Source organism: Pseudomonas sp. MIL9 (assembly GCF_016887925.1).
In the GTDB taxonomy this organism is placed as follows: domain Bacteria; phylum Pseudomonadota; class Gammaproteobacteria; order Pseudomonadales; family Pseudomonadaceae; genus Aquipseudomonas; species Aquipseudomonas mohnii.
Genome location: NZ_JAFEHE010000009.1, coordinates 135,761 through 157,825, shown reverse-complemented (window position 1 = coordinate 157,825; position 22,065 = coordinate 135,761). Strand labels below are relative to the sequence as shown.

Genomic DNA, 22,065 nt, shown 5'->3' with positions numbered 1-22,065 from the left:
AAGATTTGGCTAGCCAGGCATCGATTCAGTTAAATCGATACAGGAGCGGGGATATGAGGATGTGGGTCATAGCCCACAATCTCAAAGTCTTCAAATTTGTAGTCGTAGATGCTCTCTGGCTTACGCTTGAACACCAACTTTGGAAGAGGGCGCGGCTCACGAGTAAGTTGCAGTTTTACTTGCTCAATATGATTCAAGTAAATATGCGCGTCCCCCATGGTAACTACAACTTCGCCAACTCCCAAATCGCACTGCTGCGCCAACATATGAGTTAGAAAACTAACCCCAGCCAAATTATAGGGATTTCCGAGCAGTAGATCTGACGACCGAATATATAGATGCGCCGACAACTTATTGTTGGCTACATAGAATTGATAGAGCAAATGGCATGGTGGCAATGCCATCTTCCCATTACGTGCATTTTCTTGTGGGCTCACCGACTCATCGGGAAGATACTCGACGTTCCACCCGTGGAAGAGAATGCGACGGCTATTCGGGTTCGTCTTGAGTGTGTTGACGACGTAGTCGATCTGATTGATGGTCTTGCCGTCCTGGGTAGGCCAGGCTGTCCACTGCTTGCCGTAGATCGGGCCGAGGTCACCGTCTTCAGTTGCCCACTCATCCCAGATGCTGACACCGTGCTCCTTGAGCCATTTGGTGTTGGTGTCACCATTCAGGAACCAGATCATCTCGTTGATGATGCTCTTGAAATGCAGCTTCTTGGTGGTGAGCAGCGGGAAGCCATCTTCCAGGTTGTGGCGGAATTGGCGACCAAAGACACTCAGCGTGCCTGTGCCGGTGCGATCGCCTTTCTCGACGCCATTCTCTAGCACGTCGGCCAGCAAATCGTGGTACATCTTCATTTCGGTTCCTCAAGGTTCGCGCTGACCAAATCCAGCGCGTCACGCAATTTCAAAATTTCAGTCTCTTGCTCTTTGATCTTCTTACGCAGCTCATCTGCGAGCTGGACGTAGTAGTCCCTCGACTCGCGGACAGTGTCCAATCTCTTGTCGAGCGTGGCACAAGAGTTCTCAGATTCCTGATACCTATTGAACCAATAAAGCACTTCCAATCGACTCTTTTCAAGGCGTTGCATCAGAATCGTCTTGGGATCCTGCTTCTTCTCAGCCTTGACCCTCTGAGCGAGCACTGCAATGCGGCGGTTGTCCTTGATCGCCTCAAGCCGCTGCGCCGGGAAGTCACGCTGCCGGATAGTGTTGCGATGAATGCCCGTGATGCGGCTCAGCTCGGCCATCGTTGGCTTCAATTTCGGATCAGAGGCAATCTGCATAAGCCCCTGAGCCAGCAGCTCCGTGTTCCGGTCGTAGTCCAGCTTATTCTTGGCATCAAACGCCTGGCCTGTCATACCTCGACCTCCTCACCGAGATGCTCCAACACACCCTTGGCTTCCTCCATCGCCGCACGCAATTCCTCCTCCGCGCCTGCTGAGTTAGGAGAGCTTAAGGCCAAGTTGTTCTGCACATAGATCTCCCGCCATTTAGGAGCGTGAGCCTTGGTGACCACGGCGTTTTTGCACCGATTCGGATTGCAACGCAGCGATCCGATGCAGGGCAAAGACTCGTCAAATACCTCGCGCTGACCGCCATAGCAGAAGCCTTGTCCCACGTTGATGATCGCCATGCGCTTCTTGGCCATCTGGGCGATGATTTGCTCTTTGGTGTAGCCAGCCGCCATGTACCCACTGAACACCTTCTTCATCCGCGCCTTGTGGCTCTCTGCATTGGGGCCGGCGTAGTTCCCGTCAGGATCGCAATAGCTCTGGATGTACTCCTCCTCTGCCATTTGCGTCGGCGTCTTGCTAGATGAACGCCCACCCTTGGACAAGATCTCAGCGATTGCTCCGTACCCAAGCGTCACCGCACTGAACGCCTTATTCTGGCCAGCACCACCAATGAGGTCACCAAAGTGCTTCAACTGGTGGGAGATGAATGGGAGCCCTAGCTCAGCCCTGGCCATCTGGTAAGCCAGGGTGTGTCGCAACGTGTAAGGCGAGAATTCCAGCGACTCGAACTCCTCATCCGTCAGAATATCCTCGAAGAAAGCTCTGAACTGGTGACTGATTCCAATCGAGGACATTGAGTTTGGTTTGGCGTCCTGCGCGACAGTATCCACATTGGAGAACAGGTAAGGATTCTGCTTTACCTTAGCGATGAGGCAAGCCGCACGGATAGCGTCACGCACAATCGGGATCGCGATCCACTTGTCGTCGAACAGCTTGGCCAGGCCTTGGCGATGTTTGATCACATTGCTGATCAGCAACCAGTAATCGCTCTCCTGCTCCATGCACGACTCGACCAGAATCTCTGATAGCTCTGAAGGCCGCATGCCGGTGTACTGCGCCACGAGATAGCAGGCACTGTACGAGACGAAATTGATGTACCTGCGAAAATCATCGTCCAGTTTGGAATCTGAGAGCTTGAGTAACGTTTCGGTCGCCTTAAAATCATGTCGACCAGAGCCAGATTGGAACGTAGATGGAATGCAGCCAAAAGCTGCGGACAGTGCATTCGCCATCGCACCGGAGTCATAGCCTTTTCTCCGCAGCCTCAGCGCTACGTACAACTCGAAATTGTAACGCGACAGTTCTTGAGCATCGGCCAGCGAGTAACCGCTGGCGTTTTGGCGGGTCAGGGCTACCAAGTCATCTACAGGCTCCCCTAGAGTGCTTAGGAAATCGACGACTGCGAACGACGCCTCGCGGGAAGCCTTCTCGAACACATCGTTTGGCAGAATACGGTATGTGCGCTCGGAATCAGGGACGTGCTTGATTACCTTGGCCCAGGCGAGTGATTCCAGCTGAACGTAAGGCAGTGGCTCTTCAAAAATCTGCTCCTCGAAAAATGGCGACCTGACCAAGGTAAAGAACTTCTTGAGATCAGGCCCAAAGGCGTGGGGATGAACGAGCGCTGCCTCCCGGTACATACCCGCGTCGAAGTACGTCAGGCCATGGTGTCCAACCTCGAAGAACTCATCAGTCATCAGCTGGCGCGCCTGCCCTGACATCGTATCCAGGAAGCTCAATCCAGCCTTCATACATGAAATGGCGGTGTTGGCCTTGATGTTCCTTGGCGAGGCAAACGAGCGCGTTGCTGCCGGCATCTTCAGCCAACAATACAGGGCCACCTTGACCTCCAAGACCGCCGACTGATTGAGCAATGGATACGAATCGAAATTCAGTCGTAGCTTGGCTCCTTTGACGTTCCTAGCGGCGTTCGGGTGATCGTCATTGAAGTCCCAAACGGGGTCACCCAGGACGGATGTCTTACTGACAGGCAACGCCATCAGAGCCTGGTACCAAGAGAGCGCTTCCAGCGACACAGGGGTCGGATCGGCGATGTTCTTGCGCAACTCAACCAACAGGGTGTGAGCAGCTGTTCGCCACTTTTTGTACGCAGCGAGTTCAGGGATCAGGGCGTGGTTCATAGCGTTACCCCCTCGGTCAAAATACTGACCTGCAGGTTTTCAGAGAGGCGCTCAGCCTTTGTCAGCTCCTCCACGGAGAAGTCCGATGTCTCCGGGTCGAGGATGTTGTTGAGCACATCAAGGTTGTCCAGGATGACGGCTCCGTAGGGCGTATCGAGCACCCGGTTGACCTCAATCATCCGTTGGTAGTCGCGCCGCATGGCAAAAAGCTCCGGCAGGTGCGATACCGTGATGATGCTGTTGCTACATGAAAGGCATTTGTTGAACAGCGTGCAGGGCTTGCTGGGGTCATAGCTCGCCAACGCCTTGATGAAAGCAGGCGGGTCAAAAACGTTCATGCAGGTAGCCAGGCCAGACCGCAGCGGCATCGCCTCGGGCGTGGACTCGATAGTCTTGGTCGGGATGAGCTTCGGAGCCTCCTCCAGCGTGTCTTGCTGCATTTCATGGAGAACCTTATTCAGCATCCGACGCGCCATGGGATTGAAGTCCATCTGATCCAGATAGGCCATGGTGGTGCTGAGGTTCTTATGACCCAGAAGCACCTGGATCTCACGTGGAGATACGCCGCGCTCAATCAGCTCGCTCACGAAGCTTGGCCGGAAACGTGACGGTGAGAGCTTGAGTGGATTGCCATCTTCGTCCAGCAGCCCGTGATCCTGGGAGAACTTCTCTAGGCTTCTAATGAGCTGGTTGCCACCAGAGTTCTCAAAGGAATCTACAACCCCGTATTTCCTGGGAGAGCTTGAGCGGTAGATGAAGAGCTTGTTCTGAGCCTCGACAGGCGCATTCAAGCGGATTTCACGGGTCAGGTGCTTCACATCATCAAAGATTTTCTTGACCACACGGCCTTGAGAGGTGGTCAGCCAAGAGATCTCCGCATGGAAGATATCTAGATGAAGCATCTTCGCGCCTTCAGAGCGCTCTTTCCAATACAGCAAGCAAGGCCGATCAGTTAAGTCATGGCGCTCAATGAAATCATCCAGCTCCAGTCCCAACAGCGAGTCAGCGTTCATCCCGGTAACTTGGGCAAGCCGAGCGATGTATGGCGCAATGACTCGACCATCGATCTGATACTGCACGCCCCAGCTTTTATAAACCTCGAAGATCGACATTGACGAAGTCGAAATAATCGACATAAACGCCCGTTGATAGAGGTCGTTTTTATCTACGGATTCGAAGCTCAGGGGCTTACAGCCGAGTTTGTTTTCAAAAATCCATCGAGCGTTATCGAGCGTATTAAAGCCTCGGCGTACTCTTCCGTCAGCGTTCAGCGGGTCTTCCCCTGCCTGACTTGGAACGTAAGGCTGGGCCAAGCGATTGGTTTCCTCAATCTCTTGCTCAATGACCTGCGAGATTCGGTTCCGCACAACTTGGGGGTAAGGCTTGTACTGGTCAGTTTCACGTTCAGCATCGAAGCCTGCAGTGGCGACGAAGCTAGTCAGCCCCAGGCCTTCGATCTGGATTGCACGGCCCATCATCTTCCGAGCTGAGCTCATCATCGCACTGCAGTGACTGGTCGAAAGTGAACGTTCAAGGATCTTGTTCTGGAGATATCCCCTGAACTTGGGAAGGGAGTACGGGGTTACCAACTCCCGGATATCCTCCAAGCCTGTGTGGTTGGCCTCCTTGAGATAGGCTCGGAAGTTTTTGAAAGCCTCGATGAAATTGTTTTGACCAGACGTACTACTGCTCTTCATTGATGAAGCGCTGAAGAGGTGCAGCAAGTGCTGGAAGGGGCGCTCCGCTTCCGGGCTCACGAGGTCAGACAGGCGATGGATGCGGACTGAGCGCAAAGCGCTGAAGACGTCTCGCAATGACTCAGTCTTTTGGACTACCGTCTTCGAGGCGATACGCTGCTCGACGGTTTGATAGTTAGGGTCAAGAACTCCAAGTCTGCGAAGATCATCGAGGATCTCCTCAAACGTGATCCGCACCAGTTCGAAGCTCGCCCTCGCTGTTTTAAGGCCTGCCAGCTCGGGGATCTCGCTCATGAAGCCACGATCTCTGATGGTATTGGCAGTCACTGGAATGGCCAGTTTCTCCTCCATAGACATGCCTTCGTACCAGGCAAGCAACCTACGGCGCCAATCGCAGGCAGTGGGCGGATGGCCAGGTACAATAATTCCTTCAGCGCGCATCGCATCGAAGATCGGCTCAAAGCTTGGAGCGCGCTTCGAGATCGTCGCGGGGTTTAGATTGGTCTGTTCGATGACGTATTTAGGAGCCACCGCCAATTCGTCCCCCCTGCTCAGACATACCTTCAGCAACGACTCCCGATCATCAGTGGCGCGAGCCACAAATGACTCAATGACGGCGTCTGCCTGATCCTTAGTCAGCCGACTCATTTCATATCTCCCGCATCAATTCTCAGGCGCGTCTGTTGGGAAAGCTCAGCCATCTCGCCTGCTTTCGTCTTGGTTTCAGTTCCGGGGCGTACGAGCTTCTGGTAGAGGTCGTAGGGGATCTGGGTATAGGTTTCCGAAGTGCTGAGGCGCGAGTGACCCAGCGTCTTTTGCACGGTCACTAGCCGGTCAAGGTAATCACTACCAATGTCTGGCGTCCTCAACAGGGCATAGGCGTTCCCGTGCCTCAACTTGTGGGGAGAGATCATCCTGTCGATTTTCAGCCGGTTCAGCGCTCGCTCGGATGTGCGCTCCAAGAGCTTGGAGATCGAGCGAGGGGTGTACTCACCCCCCTCCGCGTTCAGGAAAGCAGGGGTGTTCTCAGCCCCCTTGAATTGACGCTTAGTCATTTTGTACAGCGGCGAAGCATGGTACTTCTTGATGCGCAGCAGCGTGGCGCGGCTGACCAACGTCTGACGGGGTTTGAAGGAGTCCGCAGGGCCTTTGCTTCCATCAATATGCAGCGGGCAGTAGTCCGCGTTCACCGGCTCTGAGACACCAGGCGAGATGAACAGCGTGTCCTGGAATTGAAGGGCATCATCGATGGCCTTGAGGGTCACTCGCGGGACTTCTGAGCGGCGCACGCCTGCGTCGTACATGAACTGGAGCAAGCAACGCTCACGCTCACTCTGCGTGGCCAGGATGAGCTCTCTGAGATTATTCAGGGAACAGGCCACCACCAAGTTCTTGTTAGGACGGGGAGATAGGTACCCGGCAATGTAAGGGTTAGGCGCGGTACGAGGCGCGGGTACGTCGTCCACTCCCCGGCATAGAGAATCGTTGAAAAACGCCATCAAAGACGAATCCCGGTTGCGCACCGTCTTCTTGGAAAGGCCTTCCGCCTCGCGCAGGTGAGCGAAGTACTCCTCGATCACGTGGGTGCGGATTTCCAAGAATGCAGAGTCACGCTCGCAATCTCGAAACTCACGGCGGTTCATCAGGTACTCGCAGGTGTACCCAAGGTTGCGACCATAGGTGATGGCCGTCTGCTGGGATATATCGGCTTCCCGGAGCGCGTAGGATAGGTAACCCGAAATCAAAGGCATTAGGCGCTCATCATCATCAAAGACGGCTGTCCCTGTGACGTTCACGGCTTCCTGAATTGGGGATTCTTCGGATGGGTCGTCCCGCCTGGTTGGGGACTCTCTGAAATCTAGGGGGGTGCCCCTAACTGCGATGACCTTCACGGCTTCCTCTCTCCTCAAAGCGGCCCGTACTATACACAATGTGCATTTCGTACCGGGGCACAATAAATGAGCTTGGAAGGTAAAGCCTTACTACGCAGCCATTGCGTACTGTGCAGGTTCTTCGAGGGGGTATAATAGTAGTAGATCGCTAGATCGAATATATAAATGCGCCGACAATTTGTTGTTTGCAACATAGAACTGGTAAAGCAAATGGCAGGGAGGCAAAGCCATTTTTCCGTTCCGCGCATTCTCTTGAGGACTTACAGACTCATCTGGCAAGTACTCGACGTTCCACCCATGGAAGAGGATACGGCGGCTGTTCGGATTGGTCTTGAGCGTATGAACGACATAGTCGATCTGGTTGATGGTCTTGCCATCCTGGGTCGGCCAGGCAGTCCACTGCTTACCGTAGATTGGCCCTAAATCACCATCTTCAGTCGCCCACTCATCCCAGATGCTGACACCATGCTCCTTAAGCCATTTGGTGTTGGTGTCGCCGTTCAAGAACCAGATCATCTCATTGATGATGCTCTTAAAATGCAGCTTCTTGGTGGTGAGGAGAGGGAAGCCATCCTCCAAATTATGACGGAACTGGCGACCAAAGACGCTCAGCGTGCCCGTTCCTGTGCGATCGCCTTTCTCGACGCCGTTCTCCAGCACGTCGGCCAGCAAATCGTGGTACATCTTCATTTCAATTCCTCTAGATTCGCGCTGACCAAGCACAGCGCGTCACGCAATTTCTGAATTTCAGTATCCTGCTGTTTGATCTTCAAACGCAGCTCGTCGGTGACCTGTACGTAGTAATCCCTAGACTCACGGACAGTGGCCAACCACTTATCAAGTGAGGCCCACGAGCTCTCAGCTTCCTGATACCTATTGAACCAATAAAGCACTTCCATGCGGCGGTTATCTTTGATGGCCTCTGGTCTGTCGAGCTTCGACGCCTGCGTCTCAAAAAACACGATGATACCGAAAATGCAAAGTTGCGACCCGTCTCAACCGAGCAACGGGATGGTAGGCCGGGTTTGTTTCAAAGCTTCGAGACTGATGGCCTAGCCGCGAAATGTGATTCGTGGCTGAGCACTTGGGTACAGGGTTACAGAACACCTGGGCACCCTGTGAGGGCCCGCTAGCGTGCTAGGGCGGCGTTTCGTCCCGGGCGGACTCCAAAACCTGTATCACGCTCCTGAGCTTTTCAATCTCTGCCTCTTTCGCCCAAACCTCTTGTCTAGCTACGCTCGCAGAATTCATGTACGTGTCGCGGGACTCTTTCATCATGGCCAGCTGATCTTCCGTTTTGAGCCTCTTCTTCTCCGCATCAAGACACTTATTGAACCAATGAATAACCTCTACCCGGGAGGCTTCAAGCCGGTCAGACAGAACAGAAAGCGGGTCGACCGACTTTTCCTTTTCCAGCTTCTGGCGATAAACATCAAGCTGACGATTCTTCTTAATCGCCTCGATCCGCTCCAGCGGCCAGCCTCGATCTCGAATGGTATTTCGATGGATACCACTAATTCTCGCGAGTTCGGAAATACTGGCCTTAATTTTTGAACTACCAGCCATCTTCATCAGGGCATCATTGAGGATGGCGGTATTGCGATCAAAGTCCTCTCTATTTTTTTGATCAAAGTCGCGGGTCGCCATTTCAGTCCTCAACCTCTTCTTCAGATTCGGAAATGAAATCGTGAGTAAGCTCAACATCGACCTCAACTGCCTCACCGAGATACTCCAGAACCCCTTTCGCTTCCTCCATCGCCTCAAGCATCTGGGCGCGGTTGTGGGCAAACTCGGGCTTGTCGAGGTTCATTTTGTTCTGGTGATACACCTCACGCCAGCGCGGGGCATTCGCCGCACTCACGACGGAGTTTTTGCACCGGTTGGGATTACAACGCAGACCGCCAATGCAAGGCAATTCGCCAGCGGCCTCAGGTGCGCCGCTTCCGTAGCAGTAACCCTGCCCTACACTGACAATTGCGATCTTCTGAAAGGCCATGACCTCAAAGATCTCGTCCTTGGAATAGCCGGCGACCATGTACCCTCGGAAGAGGTTTTGAAGGTTGGCCTTGTGCACCTCGGCGTTGACCCCGGCGTAGTTTGCGTCGGGATCGTAAACACTTTTGATGGATTCCAATTCGGCTTGATGGCGAAGCTTGCTCGCCGTTCCTTTTTTGGCGCCCCCTTTCGCCAACATGTCACCGATCTCACCATAGGCTAGCGTGGTCTTACTGAAGCCTTTGCCATGACCTGGGCCGCCGGTGATTTCACCAAAGTGCTTGAGTTGGTGAGAGATGAATGGCAGTCCCAAGTCAGCCCGGTAAAGGTGATGGGCCAGCGTATGCCTAAGCATGTAGGGATAGAAGTGACAAGCATCTTCGCCCTCTGGGGTAATGCGAGCAAAGAACCTGGTCATCATGTGACCAATGTTGAGCACAGGCTTCGCCACCTCACCCGGCGCCATGGTGAATGCATTACAAAACAGGTAAGGGTTATTCTTGTATTTGCTGATCAGTGCACCGACGCGCATAGCATCGCGCACTATTGGAATCGCCACCCAATAGTCATCGAACAACATCACGGAATTTTCCTGATGCTTCGTGACCTGGCTTTGTATAACCCAGAGATCTTTGCTGGTTTCCTTGGGTTGACGGTTTACGTCTACTTCAGCGAGCTCAGAAGGACGCATCCCGGTGTACTGGCCTACTACGTATTGGGCCGCATAGCTTACGAAATTGATGTAATCGCGAAAATCGTCATCGATTGTCATGCCTTGTGCTGCGAGCTTTCGGAAGGTCGTGACTTCTTGATAGTCGAACAAGCTATCAATCTTAGGATTGGTGTAGCCAATCGCAGCAACAACCTGCTCCTTGGTATAGCCCTTTTTCATCAACCGTTTGTAGATATAGATGTCGAATTTTTCGCGAGTCAATGCCTGGCCAGCAGAGAGACGATACCCCTTGGCATTACGCCTTTCCAGCGAGGCGCGATCAATGACAGGTTCACCCATCGCATCGAGGAAATCGACAATGGCCAACGAGCTAATCAGCGATGCCCGCTCGAAAACCTTGTTATCAAGCACCTTCTCTTCAGATATCTTGCGGGAAGATTTACCGCCCAACGTCTTTCCGACTTTTTTCCATGGGAGCGTTGCCAGGTTAACGTTTGGCAGCGCCTTACCAAAGATCGCATCGGCATACTCGGGAGAACGAATCAAGCTGAAAAACTGATTCATCACCGGTTCGTACGCGTAGTCGTATTCTCGCGCCGCCTGCTCGTAGTAGCGGGAAGGAATCTGCGATACAGAGTTCAGGTGCAACGCAACATGCTCAGCACCAAGGTCTTCGGAAATCAGCTCAAAAAGCTTGTCGAAGAACCGGAACCCGTGGGAAAAAATACCCAGGATGGTTCTGGGCTTCATTGGGCGCTCGGTATGAGCGCCAGTCACCTTGCCGGCCTGCGCCAACCCTGGCGCCATCTGGCGCAGGGCCAAGACCGCCTTGAGCTCCCAGGCAGCACACAGGGGAAGGTTCGGGAACCTCGTAAAATCGAACTGCTGAGGCTTCCCCTTCGCCGAAAAGGCTACGTTGAGGAAGTCAGCATTGAAATCCCACAAGTCTTCAATGAACACCGATAGTTTCGAGACCTGGAGGTTTCCCAGGTAGGAGATGAATTCCGCCGCCTTTGCATCCAGTGCGTTGCGCTGAGCCTGTACCTCTCCGAAGGCTTGGATGCCCTGCAGTTGTTTTTGAATCGACGCAAGCGCCAGCAAAGGAGCAAATTTTTCCATATCGTTCGTGTTCACAGGCTCACCCCGTCGACCAAGATTGTGCTTTCAACAAATTCGGAGAGTCGCTTTCCGTTCTCCAGTTCTTCGGGTGTAAAATCAGATCTCCCGGGATTCAAAATGTCATCAAGCAGAGCCAAGTTCTCTCGCACCACACGGCCATAAGGCGTGTCCATGATCCTCGATACGGTCACGATCTTGAGATAATCGCGCTGCATCGAAAACAGCTCAGGCAGGTTGGAGACTGTCAACAGGACGTTGTCGCAACCAAGGCACATGTTGTACAGCGAGCAGGGACGACCTGGCACGTAGGAACTCAGCTTCTTGATGAAATCTGGCGGGTCAAGCACGTTGGAACAGGAAGCCAAAGGCGTCTTGAAGATAATGTTTTCGTTTTTGGGCTGAGGCCTGATCCTGCGACGCTGCTCTTCAAGCTCCGCTTCAGTGAGCTTGCTCTCCATTGCATCGTTATGCAGATCCTTCAGGGCCAAATCAAGCTTGCGCCTGGCGATGTGGTTGAAGTCGAGGCTGTCTAGGTAGCCAATTGTCGTAGTGATCTGAGAGTGGCCTAGGATCAACTGAATCTCACGTATCGAAACACCGGCCTCAATCAGTTCGCTCACAAAGCTGGGACGAAGCCTGGCTGAGGTAATGCTTAGGCGGTTGCCTTCGTCATCCACAAGCCCCTTGCGGGTAGTGTAGGCCGCGAAGACATTGTTCAGGATTGCTGACTTGGCGCTTTCAAGGGATTTGATTTCGCCATGACCCAGACCTCCGGTACCTTGGAAGATGAATAGCTTTGGATTAATCTCCGGGTCAGCCTGCTCACGGATCCCGGCAGTCAGCCTGTCCACTGCATCAAAAATCTTCGAAACCTCAGATGCCTGCGATGTGGTCAGCCAGGTAATTTCTGCATGAAACAGATCCAGGTGGTATAGCTTTTCCCCCGTCGACCTCTCCTTCCAATACCGCAGGCATGGACGGCCCGTCGCCGGATGGGACTTCACGAAGTCATCAAGATCCAGAGTCTTGACCGAATCCGCGTTGAGACCCGTAACCTGGGCCAGCTTGATGACGAAGGGCGCAAGGATGGAAGTATCGACACGCCACATCACCCCCCAGCTTTCGAGGGTTCCACGCAGGCCGTCTTTCGATTGCCCCATGATCTTGAGAAAAGCCCGCTCGTAATGCGAGTCTGGCGTCAGTTCAGCGGCAGTGACCACCCTGCAGCCCAAACGATTCTCGAAAATCCATTGGGCATTTGGGATCTTGCCCCAGCCATTTTTGATGGTACCTTCCGGGGTAAGTGGATCCTCTCCTACGCCTGACATCACGTAGGGCCTCATCAAACGCTCGGCGAAAAGAATGTCTGCGTCGATGGATTCAGCAATTCGCGTCCGTTCAGATTTGCTGTAGGGCCTGAAGTTATCGCTGGTGCGGTCAGGACTGAAGCCCTGGACGTCCACATACCGGATATGTTCAAGACCCTGGATGTCCCGCGCGGCTTTGAAGGCTTTGCGCAGGGCGCTCAGCAGAGTATTCGCTGAGGTCGGTGAGCACTCGTTTGCCAGAATTTTCTGCTGCAGAAGATTCCTATACCGAGACAGCAGATACTGATCCATGATCTGCTCCAATGGTTCGGTGCCAGTCATCCCGGTACGGATGAGCATAGCCACGACCCACTGGAAGGAAAGCTGATGATTGCTCATCCCAGAATCACTGCTGGCGGTCAAAGAGGCTATGGCGAACAGATGAAGAAGGTTACCGAATGGCGACTCAGCGCTTGGCTCAATAATGTCTTCACGAGACTTAACCGGCATGGCTTGTAGCTTCACCAGCTCAACCAAGCGGCCAACCGGACGATTAGCGGCAGCTTCCTTTTGGAGACGCTTTTTCTCCTTCTGAGTCAGGTAGGTATCGCCAATGACCCCCAAGCGCTTGAGTTCAGAATTAACGTAGTCCATCGCTTTCCGAGCACCGTGATGACGCTCCATAGCCCGGTCGATACTCCTCATTCCGGGAATGGTCTTGACTGCGCGGCGATAGTTCACGCTGTTCTTGATTACCGGAAGGGTCAGCTTCTCCTCTTCGGTAAGACGGTTGAACCAACCGAGAATTCGAAGTCGCCAGTTGCATGCAGCTGCAGCTTCATCCTTGATGATAAGGTCTCTCGCTAGCATCTCCTCAACAAGTGTTGTCTCAAACACGCGAAAAGAGTCAGTCGCCATATCTAGGCCCTGCTCTTCGCAGAATTTAGGGCAGAGCTCCAAATCGGACTTCTGAGTTCTTACTGCGAACCGGATGTCGTAGTAATTCATCGGATCATTGCGCAGGGCCTGGATGAACGCGACCAAACTATTTTGGGAAAGGGGTTCGAAACTGGTCATTTTCTTGCCGCCAAATCAATTTTCAGTTTGGTTTGCGAATACAGCTCCGCCATCAAAGCGGAGCGGGTCATCACTTCACCAGTTTCGGCCGAAAGAACTGTGTAGATATCGTGAGGAACGAGGGTATAGCCCTCAGTAGTTTCCATCCGAGAGTGACCAAGGGACTTCTGAGTGATCACCAAGCGCTCAAGGAAATCCGCACCAAGGTCAGGGCTATTCAGGATTGCGTAAGCATTCCCGTGCCTAAGCTTGTGAGGAGCAATCGTCTTGGATAGCAGTCGTTTCGCCACAGCCTTCTCAGAGAGTCGCCGGAGGAGCTGGCTAATAGCATCAGCCGTATAAGCTCGACCATCGGCATTAAAGAAGCATGGCGCCTCACCATGTTTGTAGCCACGAGCATATTTGCGATAAAGCGGGGATGCCATGTACTTCTTGACCCGTTCTAGAGTGATACGGCTGACCACCGCCCAGCGTGGCTTTTCTTCGTTGCCTCGGCCCTTGCTGCCATGGATATAGAGCGGGCAATACTCAGGCTTGATGGGCGTCTCATCACCATCGCAAATGAAATTAGAAGCGGCGAAACACAATGCCGTATTGATAGCCTCTGCCGTCACCCGCCCAAGCTCAGATCTTCGTACGCCGGTATCGAAAATGAACTGCAACACTGCTCTTTCGCGCTCATAGGGCGACCTGAGCATAAGCACCTTGAGGTCACTCAGGGAGCAGGCAGTAACAAGCCTACGTTTGGGCTTGGGAGAGATGAACCCCAATGAATATGGGTCGGTAGTTCTTAGGGCTGGGCTATCGTCCCGGGCAACGCATAGGTAGCCGCTGATGATCGTCCGAAGGCATGCATCTCGATTGCGTATTGTCGTAGAGTCCAGCTCCTCTACATTGCGCAGGTGCTCCAGATACTGAGCGATGGTAAGGCGATTGACGGTTAGCAATACCTCATCGTGGCTCAGATGTTTATAAGCATCCTGCGCGCGGGCATGGGACAGGAAGTAGCCAATGTTGCGCCCATAGGTTTTGACGGATGGGAACGCTAGTGACTGCTCTCTGGCTGCATTGGTGAGGAACTCCGATACGAGGGGGACAATGCGCTCATCCTCATCGAATAGTGCGGCACCCACGACCATCTGTGTGCCAGAGACCGTCGGCCCGTCCTCATTCAGCAACGATTCCCCAAGGTCTAGCCTCCTCTGATTGACTACTACTACCTTCATTGCATGCTCCCGAACCTTCCACTCCCTCACCATGCATTATGTGCAATCCTGACTGCTACATATAAACCACAGATGAAGACAAATTTTTTTCACGCAGCTATTGCGTACTGTGCAAAATCAGAGTGGTCATATAAAAGGCCCAGGTCGTTGGAGCGGATGTAGAGGGTCAAGGAAATCTCCTTGGTCTCTACATTCGGGTGGAACTGGTACAGCAGGTGGCACGGCGGCAGGGCCATTTCATCGAGCTGGGCAACGTTCCAGCCGTGGAACAGGATACGGCGACTGCCCGGGTCCTTGATGATGGTATCGACGCATTGGCGAACCTGGTCGATGGCCTTGTACAGCACCACGTAGGCCTGGCCGTCTTCTTCGCCTTCGGCGATCCGGCGGTAGCCTTGCTTCAGGGTCTGCTCGATGGCGGCCTGGTTGCTGACCGGGATCTGCTTGTACGCCGGCCATTTGCGCCATTGCACGCCGTAGATCTCGCCGAGGTCGTCTTCACCCTGGCGGAACGGGTTGGCCAGCCATTGGGCGTTTTCGTTGGCGTTCTGGTCCCAGACCTTGCAGCCCAGGGCGCGGAATTCTGCCGCGTTGTTCACGCCCCGCAGAAAGCCACACATCTCGCCGATGGCGGATTTGAAGGCCATCTTGCGCGTGGTGATCGCCGGGAAGCCTTCCTTGAGGTCATAACGCAGCATCGCCCCAGGGAAGCTGATGGTGTTCACGCCCGTGCGGTTGGCCTGTTTGGTGCCGTTCTTGATGACGTGGGCGACCAGTTCGAGATATTGCTTCATGAGTTACCTGTGTCCTTGAACCCGCAGCCGTCGCTGCGGGGTTCGAATTTATACGGCTGCCGCTGGAGCTGCCGGGGCGCGGTGATACGCCAGCCAGATCAGGAACAGCCCGCCAACGATCATCGGCACGCACAGCACCTGGCCCATGGTCAGCCAGTTCCAGGCCAGATAGCCCAGTTGTGCGTCCGGCACGCGGACGAATTCGACGATGAAACGGAAGATGCCATAGAACAGCGCGAACATCCCGGAGACCGCCATGGTTGGCCGCGGCTTGCGCGAGAACAGCCACAGGATCAGGAACAGCGCCACGCCTTCGAGGGCGAACTGATACAACTGCGACGGGTGACGCGGCAACTGCGCCGGATCGCTGAACGGCGGGAAGATCATTGCCCACGGCACGTCGGTCGGCTTGCCCCACAGCTCGGCATTGATGAAGTTGCCAATGCGCCCGGCACCCAGGCCGATCGGCACCATGGGCGCGACGAAGTCCATCAGCTGGAAGAACGACTTGTTGTTCTTTTTACCGAACCACAAGGCCGCCAGCATCACACCGATGAAGCCGCCATGGAACGACATGCCGCCCTTCCACACCTCGAAAATCAGCGTCGGGTTGGCCAGGTACGCACTCAGATCGTAGAACAGCACGTAGCCGAGGCGGCCACCGACGATCACCCCCATCGACATCCAGAACACCATGTCGGAGAGTTTTTCCTTGGTCCAGGTCGGATCGAAGCGGTTCATCCGGCGCGACGCCAGCAGCCAGGCGCCGCCGATGCCGATCAGGTACATCAGACCGTACCAGTGGATTTTCAGCGGACCGATGGCCAGGGCCACCGGGTCGATCTGCGGGTAAGGCAGCATTGCGACTCCTCGTTAGAGTTCAAATCTCAAAAATTCCCGGGCGACGCTGCCACCTCAGGATTAAGCCAGGATTGCGCGGTGCGTCAGAGCAAGAAGTTCAGGCCGACGCAGAACAGCAAAGCGGCAAACAGTCTTTTCAGCAACTTCGGCGACAGCTTGTGAGCCAATCGCGCGCCGATGCGGGCGAAGAACATGCTGGTCAGGGCAATGCCCAGCAATGCCGGCAAATAAACAAAACCGAGACTATGGGCCGGCAGCAATGGATCGTGCCAGCCCAGAATCATGAAAAATAATGCACTGGACAACGCAATCGGCAAGCCGCAGGCCGATGACGTGGCCACCGCTTGCGGCATCGGCACACTGCGCCAGGTCAGGAACGGCACGGTCAGCGAGCCACCGCCAATCCCGAAAATTGCCGACGCCCAGCCAATGACACTGCCGGCCACGGTCAGACCGAATTTACCCGGCACCGTTCGACTGGCCTTGGGTTTGAAATCCAGCGCCAGCTGCGCGGCGATGACCAGGGCGAACACACCAATGATCTTTTGCAGGTTTGGCCCGGAGATCGCTTCGGCCGTCACTGCGCCGAAACCGGCGCCGATCAGGATGCCAACGGTCAGCCAGACGAAAATCGGCCAACGCACGGCGCCGCGCCGGTGATGCTCGCGAATGGCGTTGACCGAAGTAAAAATGATGGTCGCCAGGGACGTGCCGACTGCCAGGTGCGTGAGGATCGACGGATCGAACCCTTGCGCCTTGAAACTAAAGACCAGCACCGGGACGATAATGATCCCGCCGCCGACGCCAAACAGCCCGGCCAGCACGCCGGCACAGGCGCCGAGCGCCAGATAGAGCAGAAATTCCATGGTGCTTCACCATCCAACCCCAAAACCGGAGCGGCATGGTAACGGATGCATGGCCCCCGGCTCCACTGGATGGCGATGGATACCCGCACGATGACTGCGTAGAGTGAGCAAAAAACACACAAGGACAACCTTATGTGCCTGATTGTTTTCGCCTGGCGCCCGGACCATGCCCAACCACTGATCGTGGCGGCCAACCGCGACGAATTCTACGCCCGCCCCAGCCTGCCGCTGGCGCAATGGTCCGAAACACCGCAGGTCCACGCCGGACGCGACCTGGAGGCGGGTGGAACCTGGCTCGGCATCGGCGCCAACGGTCGCTTTGCCGCGCTGACCAATATTCGCGATCCGCATCGACCGCCCGGACGCAGATCCCGCGGCGAACTGGTGGCACGCTTTCTTGACGGAGAAATACCCATTGATGAGTATTTAGCCGATGTTGTCGCACGTTCGCCGGAATATGGTGGCTTTAACCTGCTGGTGGGCAACCTGCACGAGCTGTGGCATTTCAATGCCCGGGAGTCGGAAGCCGTCATGCTGCAACCGGGAATCTACGGGGTGTCGAATGCCAGTCTGGATACACCGTGGCCGAAGCTGCTCAGGGCCAAGGCTGCGTTGAGCGCAGCCTTGGATGATCCACGACCCGAGGTGCTATTGGCCTTGCTGAGCGATCCGCAGACCGCGCCGTTCGCCGAGTTGCCGGATACGGGGGTGGGACTGGCGACCGAGACGTTGCTGTCGAGCGTGTTCATTGCCAGCCAGAGTTACGGCACCCGGGCGAGTACGGCGCTGATCGTGCACGCGGACGGTTCGCGGCATTTGGTCGAAAGGAGTTTCGGGCCCTATGGCGGGCATTTGGGGGAGATAGAGATCAGGCTTTGATTTTGTAGTGCATGGACAGGCCCCATCACGAGCAAGCTCGCTCCCACAAGGGGTTTGCGTCGTTCGCAAATCCAGTGTGGGAGCGAGCTTGTCTCGCGATGGGGCGGTCAGTGTTTCAGAGGGTTTTGACCGAAGCCGGATTGATCATCCGCGACAACCCGAGGTTCTTCAGCGCCAGTTGCAGCGAGCTGTGGATCACTTGCGGGTTGTCGATGGTCATCAGCTCGGCCAGCAATTCCTTGGCCTTGCTGAGGTTGATCTGGCGCAGCATCCACTTCACTTTCGGCAAGTTGGTGGCGTTCATCGACAGGCTGTCGAAACCCATGGCCATCAACAGCACCGCCGCCGCCGGATCACCGGCCATCTCACCGCAAATGCTCACCGGCTTGCCTTCGGCATGGGCGTCGCGCACCACGTTTTGCAGTGCTTGCAGTACCGCCGGGTGCAGGTAGTCGTAGAGATCGGCTACCCGTGGGTTGTTACGGTCCACGGCCAGCAGGTACTGGGTCAGGTCGTTGGAGCCGACCGACAGGAAGTCCACCTGCCGCGCCAGTTCCCTGGTCTGGTACACCGCCGCCGGTATCTCGATCATCACGCCAATGGGCGGCATCGGCACGTCGGTGCCTTCGTCGCGCACTTCACCCCAGGCCCGGTGAATCAGGTGCAGGGCTTCTTCGAGTTCATGGGTGCCGGAGATCATCGGCAGCAGGATTCGCAGGTTGTTCAAGCCTTCGCTGGCCTTGAGCATGGCGCGGGTCTGGACCAGGAAGATTTCCGGGTGGTCGAGCGTCACGCGAATGCCGCGCCAGCCGAGGAACGGGTTGTCTTCCTTGATCGGGAAATACGACAGCGCCTTGTCGCCGCCGATGTCCAGACTGCGCATGGTCACCGGTTGCGGGTGGAACGCGGCGAGCTGCTCGCGGTAGATCGCCAGTTGTTCCTTTTCGCTGGGGAAGCGCTGGTTGATCATGAACGGCACTTCGGTGCGGTACAGGCCAACGCCTTCGGCCCCGCGCTTCTGCGCTCGCGCCACATCCGCCAGCAGGCCGGTGTTGACCCATAGCGGCATGCGGTGGCCATCGACGGTCACGCACGGTAGATCGCGCAGCGCATCGAGGCCCAGTGCCAGTTGTTTCTCTTCCTCGACCACATCGGCGAACTGCTTGCGCAGCACGTCACTCGGGTTGGTGTAGACCTCGCCGTGGTAGCCGTCGACGATCATCTGGATGCCGTCGACCTTGGAATACGGCAGGTCGACCAGGCCCATCACCGTCGGGATACCCATGGCGCGCGCCAGGATCGCCACGTGGGAGTTACCCGAACCGAGTACCGAGACCAGACCTGCCAGCTTGCCTTCCGGCACCTCGCCGAGCATGGCCGGCGTCAGTTCTTCGCTGACCAGAATGGTGTTGTCGGGGTAGACCAGGGTTTGCTGACGCTCTTGCTGCAGGTAAGCGAGCAAGCGCCGGCCCAGGTCCTTGACGTCCGAGGCGCGCTCACGCAAGTAGGCGTCGTCCATCAATTCGAAACGGTTGACGTGATCGGTGACCACCTGACGCAACGCGCCCTGGGCCCACTGACCGGTCTTGATCACGGTGGTCACTTCACTGCCGAGCGCCGCGTCGTCGAGCATCATCAGGTAGACGTCGAACAGGGCGCGCTCTTCGGGGCGCAACTGGGTGGCGAGCTTGGCGGACAATGCGCGCATGTCGGCGCGCACACCCTCGATGGCGGTCTTGAACAGCCCCAGCTCGGCGTCGATGTCGATGATGGTCTTGTCGGGCACCACGTCCAGATCGGCCGGAGGCAGCATGACCACTGCCGTACCGACCGCCGCGCCCGGCGAACCCGGTACGCCGACGAACTTGGCTTCCTGAATGCCTTTGCCCTGACGGCCCAGGCCACGGATCGAACCGGTGGCCTCGGCGTGGGCGATAACTCCGGCGAGCTGCGCGCTCATGGTCACGAGGAAGGCTTCTTCACCCTCATCGAACTGGCGGCGTTCTTTTTGCTGAATGACCAACACGCCGACGACGCGACGGTGATGGATGATCGGCGCCCCGAGGAACGAGGCGTAGCGCTCTTCGCCGGTTTCGGCGAAGTAGCGGTAGCGCGGGTGATCCGCGGCATTTTCGAGGTTCAGGGGTTCTTCACGCGTGCCGACCAGACCGACCAGACCTTCATTGGGCGCCATGCTGACCTTGCCGATCGAGCGCTTGTTCAAGCCCTCGGTGGCCATCAGCACGAAACGGTTGGTCTCGGGATCAAGCAGGTAGACCGAGCAGACCTGGCTGCCCATGGCCTCTTTGACGCGCAACACAATAATCCCCAACGCCGCCTTGAGATCCTTGGCGGAGTTAACTTCCTGGACGATCTTGCGCAGCGTATTGAGCATGGCTCGGGGTCGAACTCCGTCGTCAGTCGCGCGCTAAAAGGCGCGGGGCAAGCTCTTTGAGGGCGCGTCGATACACCTCGCGCTTGAATGTCACAACCTGGCCCAACGGATACCAATAGCTGACCCAGCGCCAGCCATCGAACTCCGGTTTACCGGTCAAATCCATCCGCACCCGCTGCTCGTTGGAGATCAGGCGCAGGAGAAACCATTTCTGCTTCTGGCCGATGCACAGCGGTTGGCTGTGGGTCCTGACCAGACGTTGCGGCAAACGATAGCGCAACCAGCCCCGGGTGCAGGCGAGAATTTCAACATCTTCGCGCTCCAGGCCCACTTCTTCGTTCAACTCGCGGTACAAGGCGTCTTCCGGCGTCTCCTGGGGGTTGATTCCACCTTGGGGAAACTGCCAGGCATCTTGATTGATACGGCGAGCCCATAGCACCTGTCCGGCATCATTCGTGAGAATGATCCCGACATTAGGACGGAAACCATCGGGGTCGATCACGGCAACAACCTCGCAAACGCATGTCGTCGCATTGTTCCACAAAGGTCGTGAAGGCAGCAACGCGCCGGCCTACCTTATGTGCACTCTTGTGAAAAGTCCGTATTCTGGACGCCTTTCTACAGACTTTTCAGCGAGTAACTGCAATGCGGCTGGCTTTATTCGACTTGGACAACACCCTTCTGGGCGGCGACAGCGACCACGCGTGGGGCGATTACCTTTGTGAGCGCGGCTTCCTCGACGCCGTGGCCTACAAGACACGCAACGACGAGTTCTATCAGGATTACCTGGCTGGCAAGCTGGATAACGACGCCTACCTGAATTTCTGTCTCGAGGTCCTCGGCCGCACCGAAATGGCCACGCTGGATCAATGGCACAACGACTACATGCGCGATTGCATCGAGCCGATCATGTTGCCCAAGGCGATTGAACTGCTGGACAGGCACCGCGAAGCCGGCGACAAACTGGTGATCATCACCGCCACCAATCGCTTCGTGACCGGGCCGATTGCCGCACGCCTGGGCGTCGAAACCCTGATCGCCACCGAATGCGAGATGGTCGACGGCCGTTACACCGGGCGCAGCACCGACGTGCCGTGCTTCCGTGAAGGCAAGGTGACGCGATTGAATCGTTGGCTGGACGAGACTGGGCATTCGCTGGAAGACAGCTACTTCTATAGCGACTCGATGAATGACCTGGCGTTACTGGAGCAGGTGGCGAATCCGGTGGCCGTCGATCCGGACCCCAACCTCCATGCTGAAGCCCAAAAGCGTGGCTGGCCGGTCATCAGTCTGCGCGACTGACTGATGACCCTACTGTAGGAGCGAGCCTGCTCGCGATGGTCGTTAACGAAAACGCGGGGCACCTGATGCCCCGCGGTGATCTTGGGTTTTTCGCGAGCAGGCTCGCTCCTACACTGACTTGGCGCCCATCAAGCCGGCAATGGCGATAAAACAGACAAAGCTGAACAACGCCAAGGCAAAGCTGAACTTGCCGACACCGCCCGGCGTCTTGCGCAACCGGTTCAAGCGCACCAGCAGCCAGAACCACGCCAGCGCCGCCACGGTGTACAACACGCTCGATGCCAGCAGCCAGGTCTGCCCCAAGGGCCACCCCACCAGGTGGACCATTCCCCAGCCGGTAAACGGCATGCTCAGTAGCGCCAGCCCCATCAACAGCCAGACAAACACCCGCGGCCTTTGCAGGGTGCGACTTGCCGCCGTCGCATCACCGTTGCGCCGGGCCCGCCAGACCCAGATCCCCAAGCCCAATGCGCCCAGCAGCAACACGACTGTCGCCACCATGTGCGCCGCTTTCAGGGCAGTCAACGTTTCCATGGCT

18 protein-coding genes and 2 pseudogenes are annotated in these 22,065 nt (G+C 56.0%); 3 read left to right on the top strand and 17 right to left on the bottom strand.

The window, feature by feature from the left end:
* Positions 1-29 precede the first annotated feature (29 nt).
* The 14 genes and pseudogenes from JQF37_RS12560 to JQF37_RS12495 form a co-directional block, all read right to left on the bottom strand.
* Positions 30-863, bottom strand: coding sequence for a thymidylate synthase (locus tag JQF37_RS12560; RefSeq protein ID WP_204149668.1), 834 nt, complete (start codon positions 861-863; stop codon positions 30-32).
* Positions 860-1,366 carry a hypothetical protein gene (locus tag JQF37_RS12555; protein WP_204149667.1) on the bottom strand — a complete coding sequence of 169 codons (507 nt, stop codon included), beginning with the start codon at positions 1,364-1,366 and terminating at the stop codon, positions 860-862. Before JQF37_RS12555 ends, JQF37_RS12560 begins: the two co-directional genes overlap by 4 nt.
* The gene (locus JQF37_RS12550; protein WP_204149666.1) at positions 1,363-3,444 is read right to left on the bottom strand and encodes a tyrosine-type recombinase/integrase; all 2,082 of its coding nucleotides are present in this window, start codon (positions 3,442-3,444) and stop codon (positions 1,363-1,365) included. Before JQF37_RS12550 ends, JQF37_RS12555 begins: the two co-directional genes overlap by 4 nt.
* Positions 3,441-5,789 carry a site-specific integrase gene (locus JQF37_RS12545; RefSeq protein WP_204149665.1) on the bottom strand — a complete coding sequence of 783 codons (2,349 nt, stop codon included), beginning with the start codon at positions 5,787-5,789 and terminating at the stop codon, positions 3,441-3,443. The genes JQF37_RS12550 and JQF37_RS12545 overlap by 4 nt, the downstream gene beginning before the upstream one ends.
* Positions 5,786-6,892 carry a tyrosine-type recombinase/integrase gene (locus JQF37_RS12540; RefSeq protein ID WP_204149664.1) on the bottom strand — a complete coding sequence of 369 codons (1,107 nt, stop codon included), beginning with the start codon at positions 6,890-6,892 and terminating at the stop codon, positions 5,786-5,788. Before JQF37_RS12540 ends, JQF37_RS12545 begins: the two co-directional genes overlap by 4 nt.
* A 231-nt stretch (positions 6,893-7,123) precedes the next feature.
* Positions 7,124-7,723, bottom strand: a complete 600-nt coding sequence (gene thyA / locus JQF37_RS12535; protein ID WP_275424140.1) for a thymidylate synthase — start codon at positions 7,721-7,723, stop codon at positions 7,124-7,126.
* Positions 7,720-7,995, bottom strand: coding sequence for a hypothetical protein (locus tag JQF37_RS12530; RefSeq protein ID WP_204149663.1), 276 nt, complete (start codon positions 7,993-7,995; stop codon positions 7,720-7,722). The genes thyA (JQF37_RS12535) and JQF37_RS12530 overlap by 4 nt, the downstream gene beginning before the upstream one ends.
* A 175-nt stretch (positions 7,996-8,170) precedes the next feature.
* Positions 8,171-8,680, bottom strand: a complete 510-nt coding sequence (locus JQF37_RS12525) for a hypothetical protein (protein WP_204149662.1) — start codon at positions 8,678-8,680, stop codon at positions 8,171-8,173.
* 1 nt (position 8,681) lies between these two features.
* A complete protein-coding gene (locus tag JQF37_RS12520) occupies positions 8,682-10,835 on the bottom strand; it encodes a site-specific integrase (protein WP_204149661.1) in 2,154 nt (717 codons plus the stop codon).
* Positions 10,832-13,204 carry a site-specific integrase gene (locus JQF37_RS12515; RefSeq protein ID WP_204149660.1) on the bottom strand — a complete coding sequence of 791 codons (2,373 nt, stop codon included), beginning with the start codon at positions 13,202-13,204 and terminating at the stop codon, positions 10,832-10,834. Before JQF37_RS12515 ends, JQF37_RS12520 begins: the two co-directional genes overlap by 4 nt.
* Positions 13,201-14,430 carry a tyrosine-type recombinase/integrase gene (locus tag JQF37_RS12510; protein WP_204149659.1) on the bottom strand — a complete coding sequence of 410 codons (1,230 nt, stop codon included), beginning with the start codon at positions 14,428-14,430 and terminating at the stop codon, positions 13,201-13,203. The genes JQF37_RS12515 and JQF37_RS12510 overlap by 4 nt, the downstream gene beginning before the upstream one ends.
* Positions 14,431-14,564: 134 nt before the next feature.
* Positions 14,565-15,224, bottom strand: a pseudogene (gene thyA, locus JQF37_RS12505) (thymidylate synthase); the annotation flags it as partial.
* Positions 15,225-15,272: 48 nt separating this feature from the next.
* Entirely contained in the window at positions 15,273-16,085 is an 813-nt protein-coding gene (gene lgt / locus JQF37_RS12500; RefSeq protein WP_103402844.1) for a prolipoprotein diacylglyceryl transferase, read from the bottom strand.
* An 83-nt stretch (positions 16,086-16,168) separates the two neighbouring features.
* Complete coding sequence (locus JQF37_RS12495) at positions 16,169-16,951, bottom strand: sulfite exporter TauE/SafE family protein (RefSeq protein ID WP_130205807.1); 783 nt, start codon at positions 16,949-16,951, stop codon at positions 16,169-16,171.
* A 132-nt stretch (positions 16,952-17,083) separates the two neighbouring features.
* Here JQF37_RS12495 and JQF37_RS12490 point away from each other — a divergent pair, with 132 nt between their 5' ends.
* Positions 17,084-17,830 (top strand): NRDE family protein, encoded by a 747-nt coding sequence (locus JQF37_RS12490; RefSeq protein WP_130205805.1) that lies wholly within the window; start codon positions 17,084-17,086, stop codon positions 17,828-17,830.
* 115 nt (positions 17,831-17,945) lie between these two features.
* On the opposite strand, the gene ptsP is transcribed toward JQF37_RS12490, so the two are convergent.
* Entirely contained in the window at positions 17,946-20,225 is a 2,280-nt protein-coding gene (gene ptsP / locus JQF37_RS12485; RefSeq protein WP_130205803.1) for a phosphoenolpyruvate--protein phosphotransferase, read from the bottom strand.
* Between the two features lie 22 nt (positions 20,226-20,247).
* Positions 20,248-20,727: an RNA pyrophosphohydrolase gene (locus JQF37_RS12480; RefSeq protein WP_007897732.1), complete on the bottom strand. Its 480-nt coding sequence runs from the start codon at positions 20,725-20,727 to the stop codon at positions 20,248-20,250.
* Between the two features lie 143 nt (positions 20,728-20,870).
* Here JQF37_RS12480 and JQF37_RS12475 point away from each other — a divergent pair, with 143 nt between their 5' ends.
* A complete protein-coding gene (locus JQF37_RS12475) occupies positions 20,871-21,527 on the top strand; it encodes an HAD family hydrolase (RefSeq protein WP_130205801.1) in 657 nt (218 codons plus the stop codon).
* A gap of 35 nt (positions 21,528-21,562) precedes the next feature.
* A pseudogene (locus tag JQF37_RS31360) lies at positions 21,563-21,643 on the top strand (outer membrane lipoprotein carrier protein LolA); the annotation flags it as partial.
* Here JQF37_RS31360 and JQF37_RS12470 read toward each other — a convergent pair.
* A complete protein-coding gene (locus tag JQF37_RS12470; RefSeq protein ID WP_130205799.1) occupies positions 21,636-22,061 on the bottom strand; it encodes a DUF2269 family protein in 426 nt (141 codons plus the stop codon). The pseudogene JQF37_RS31360 and the gene JQF37_RS12470 overlap by 8 nt on opposite strands.
* Between the last annotated feature and the right edge of the window lie 4 nt (positions 22,062-22,065).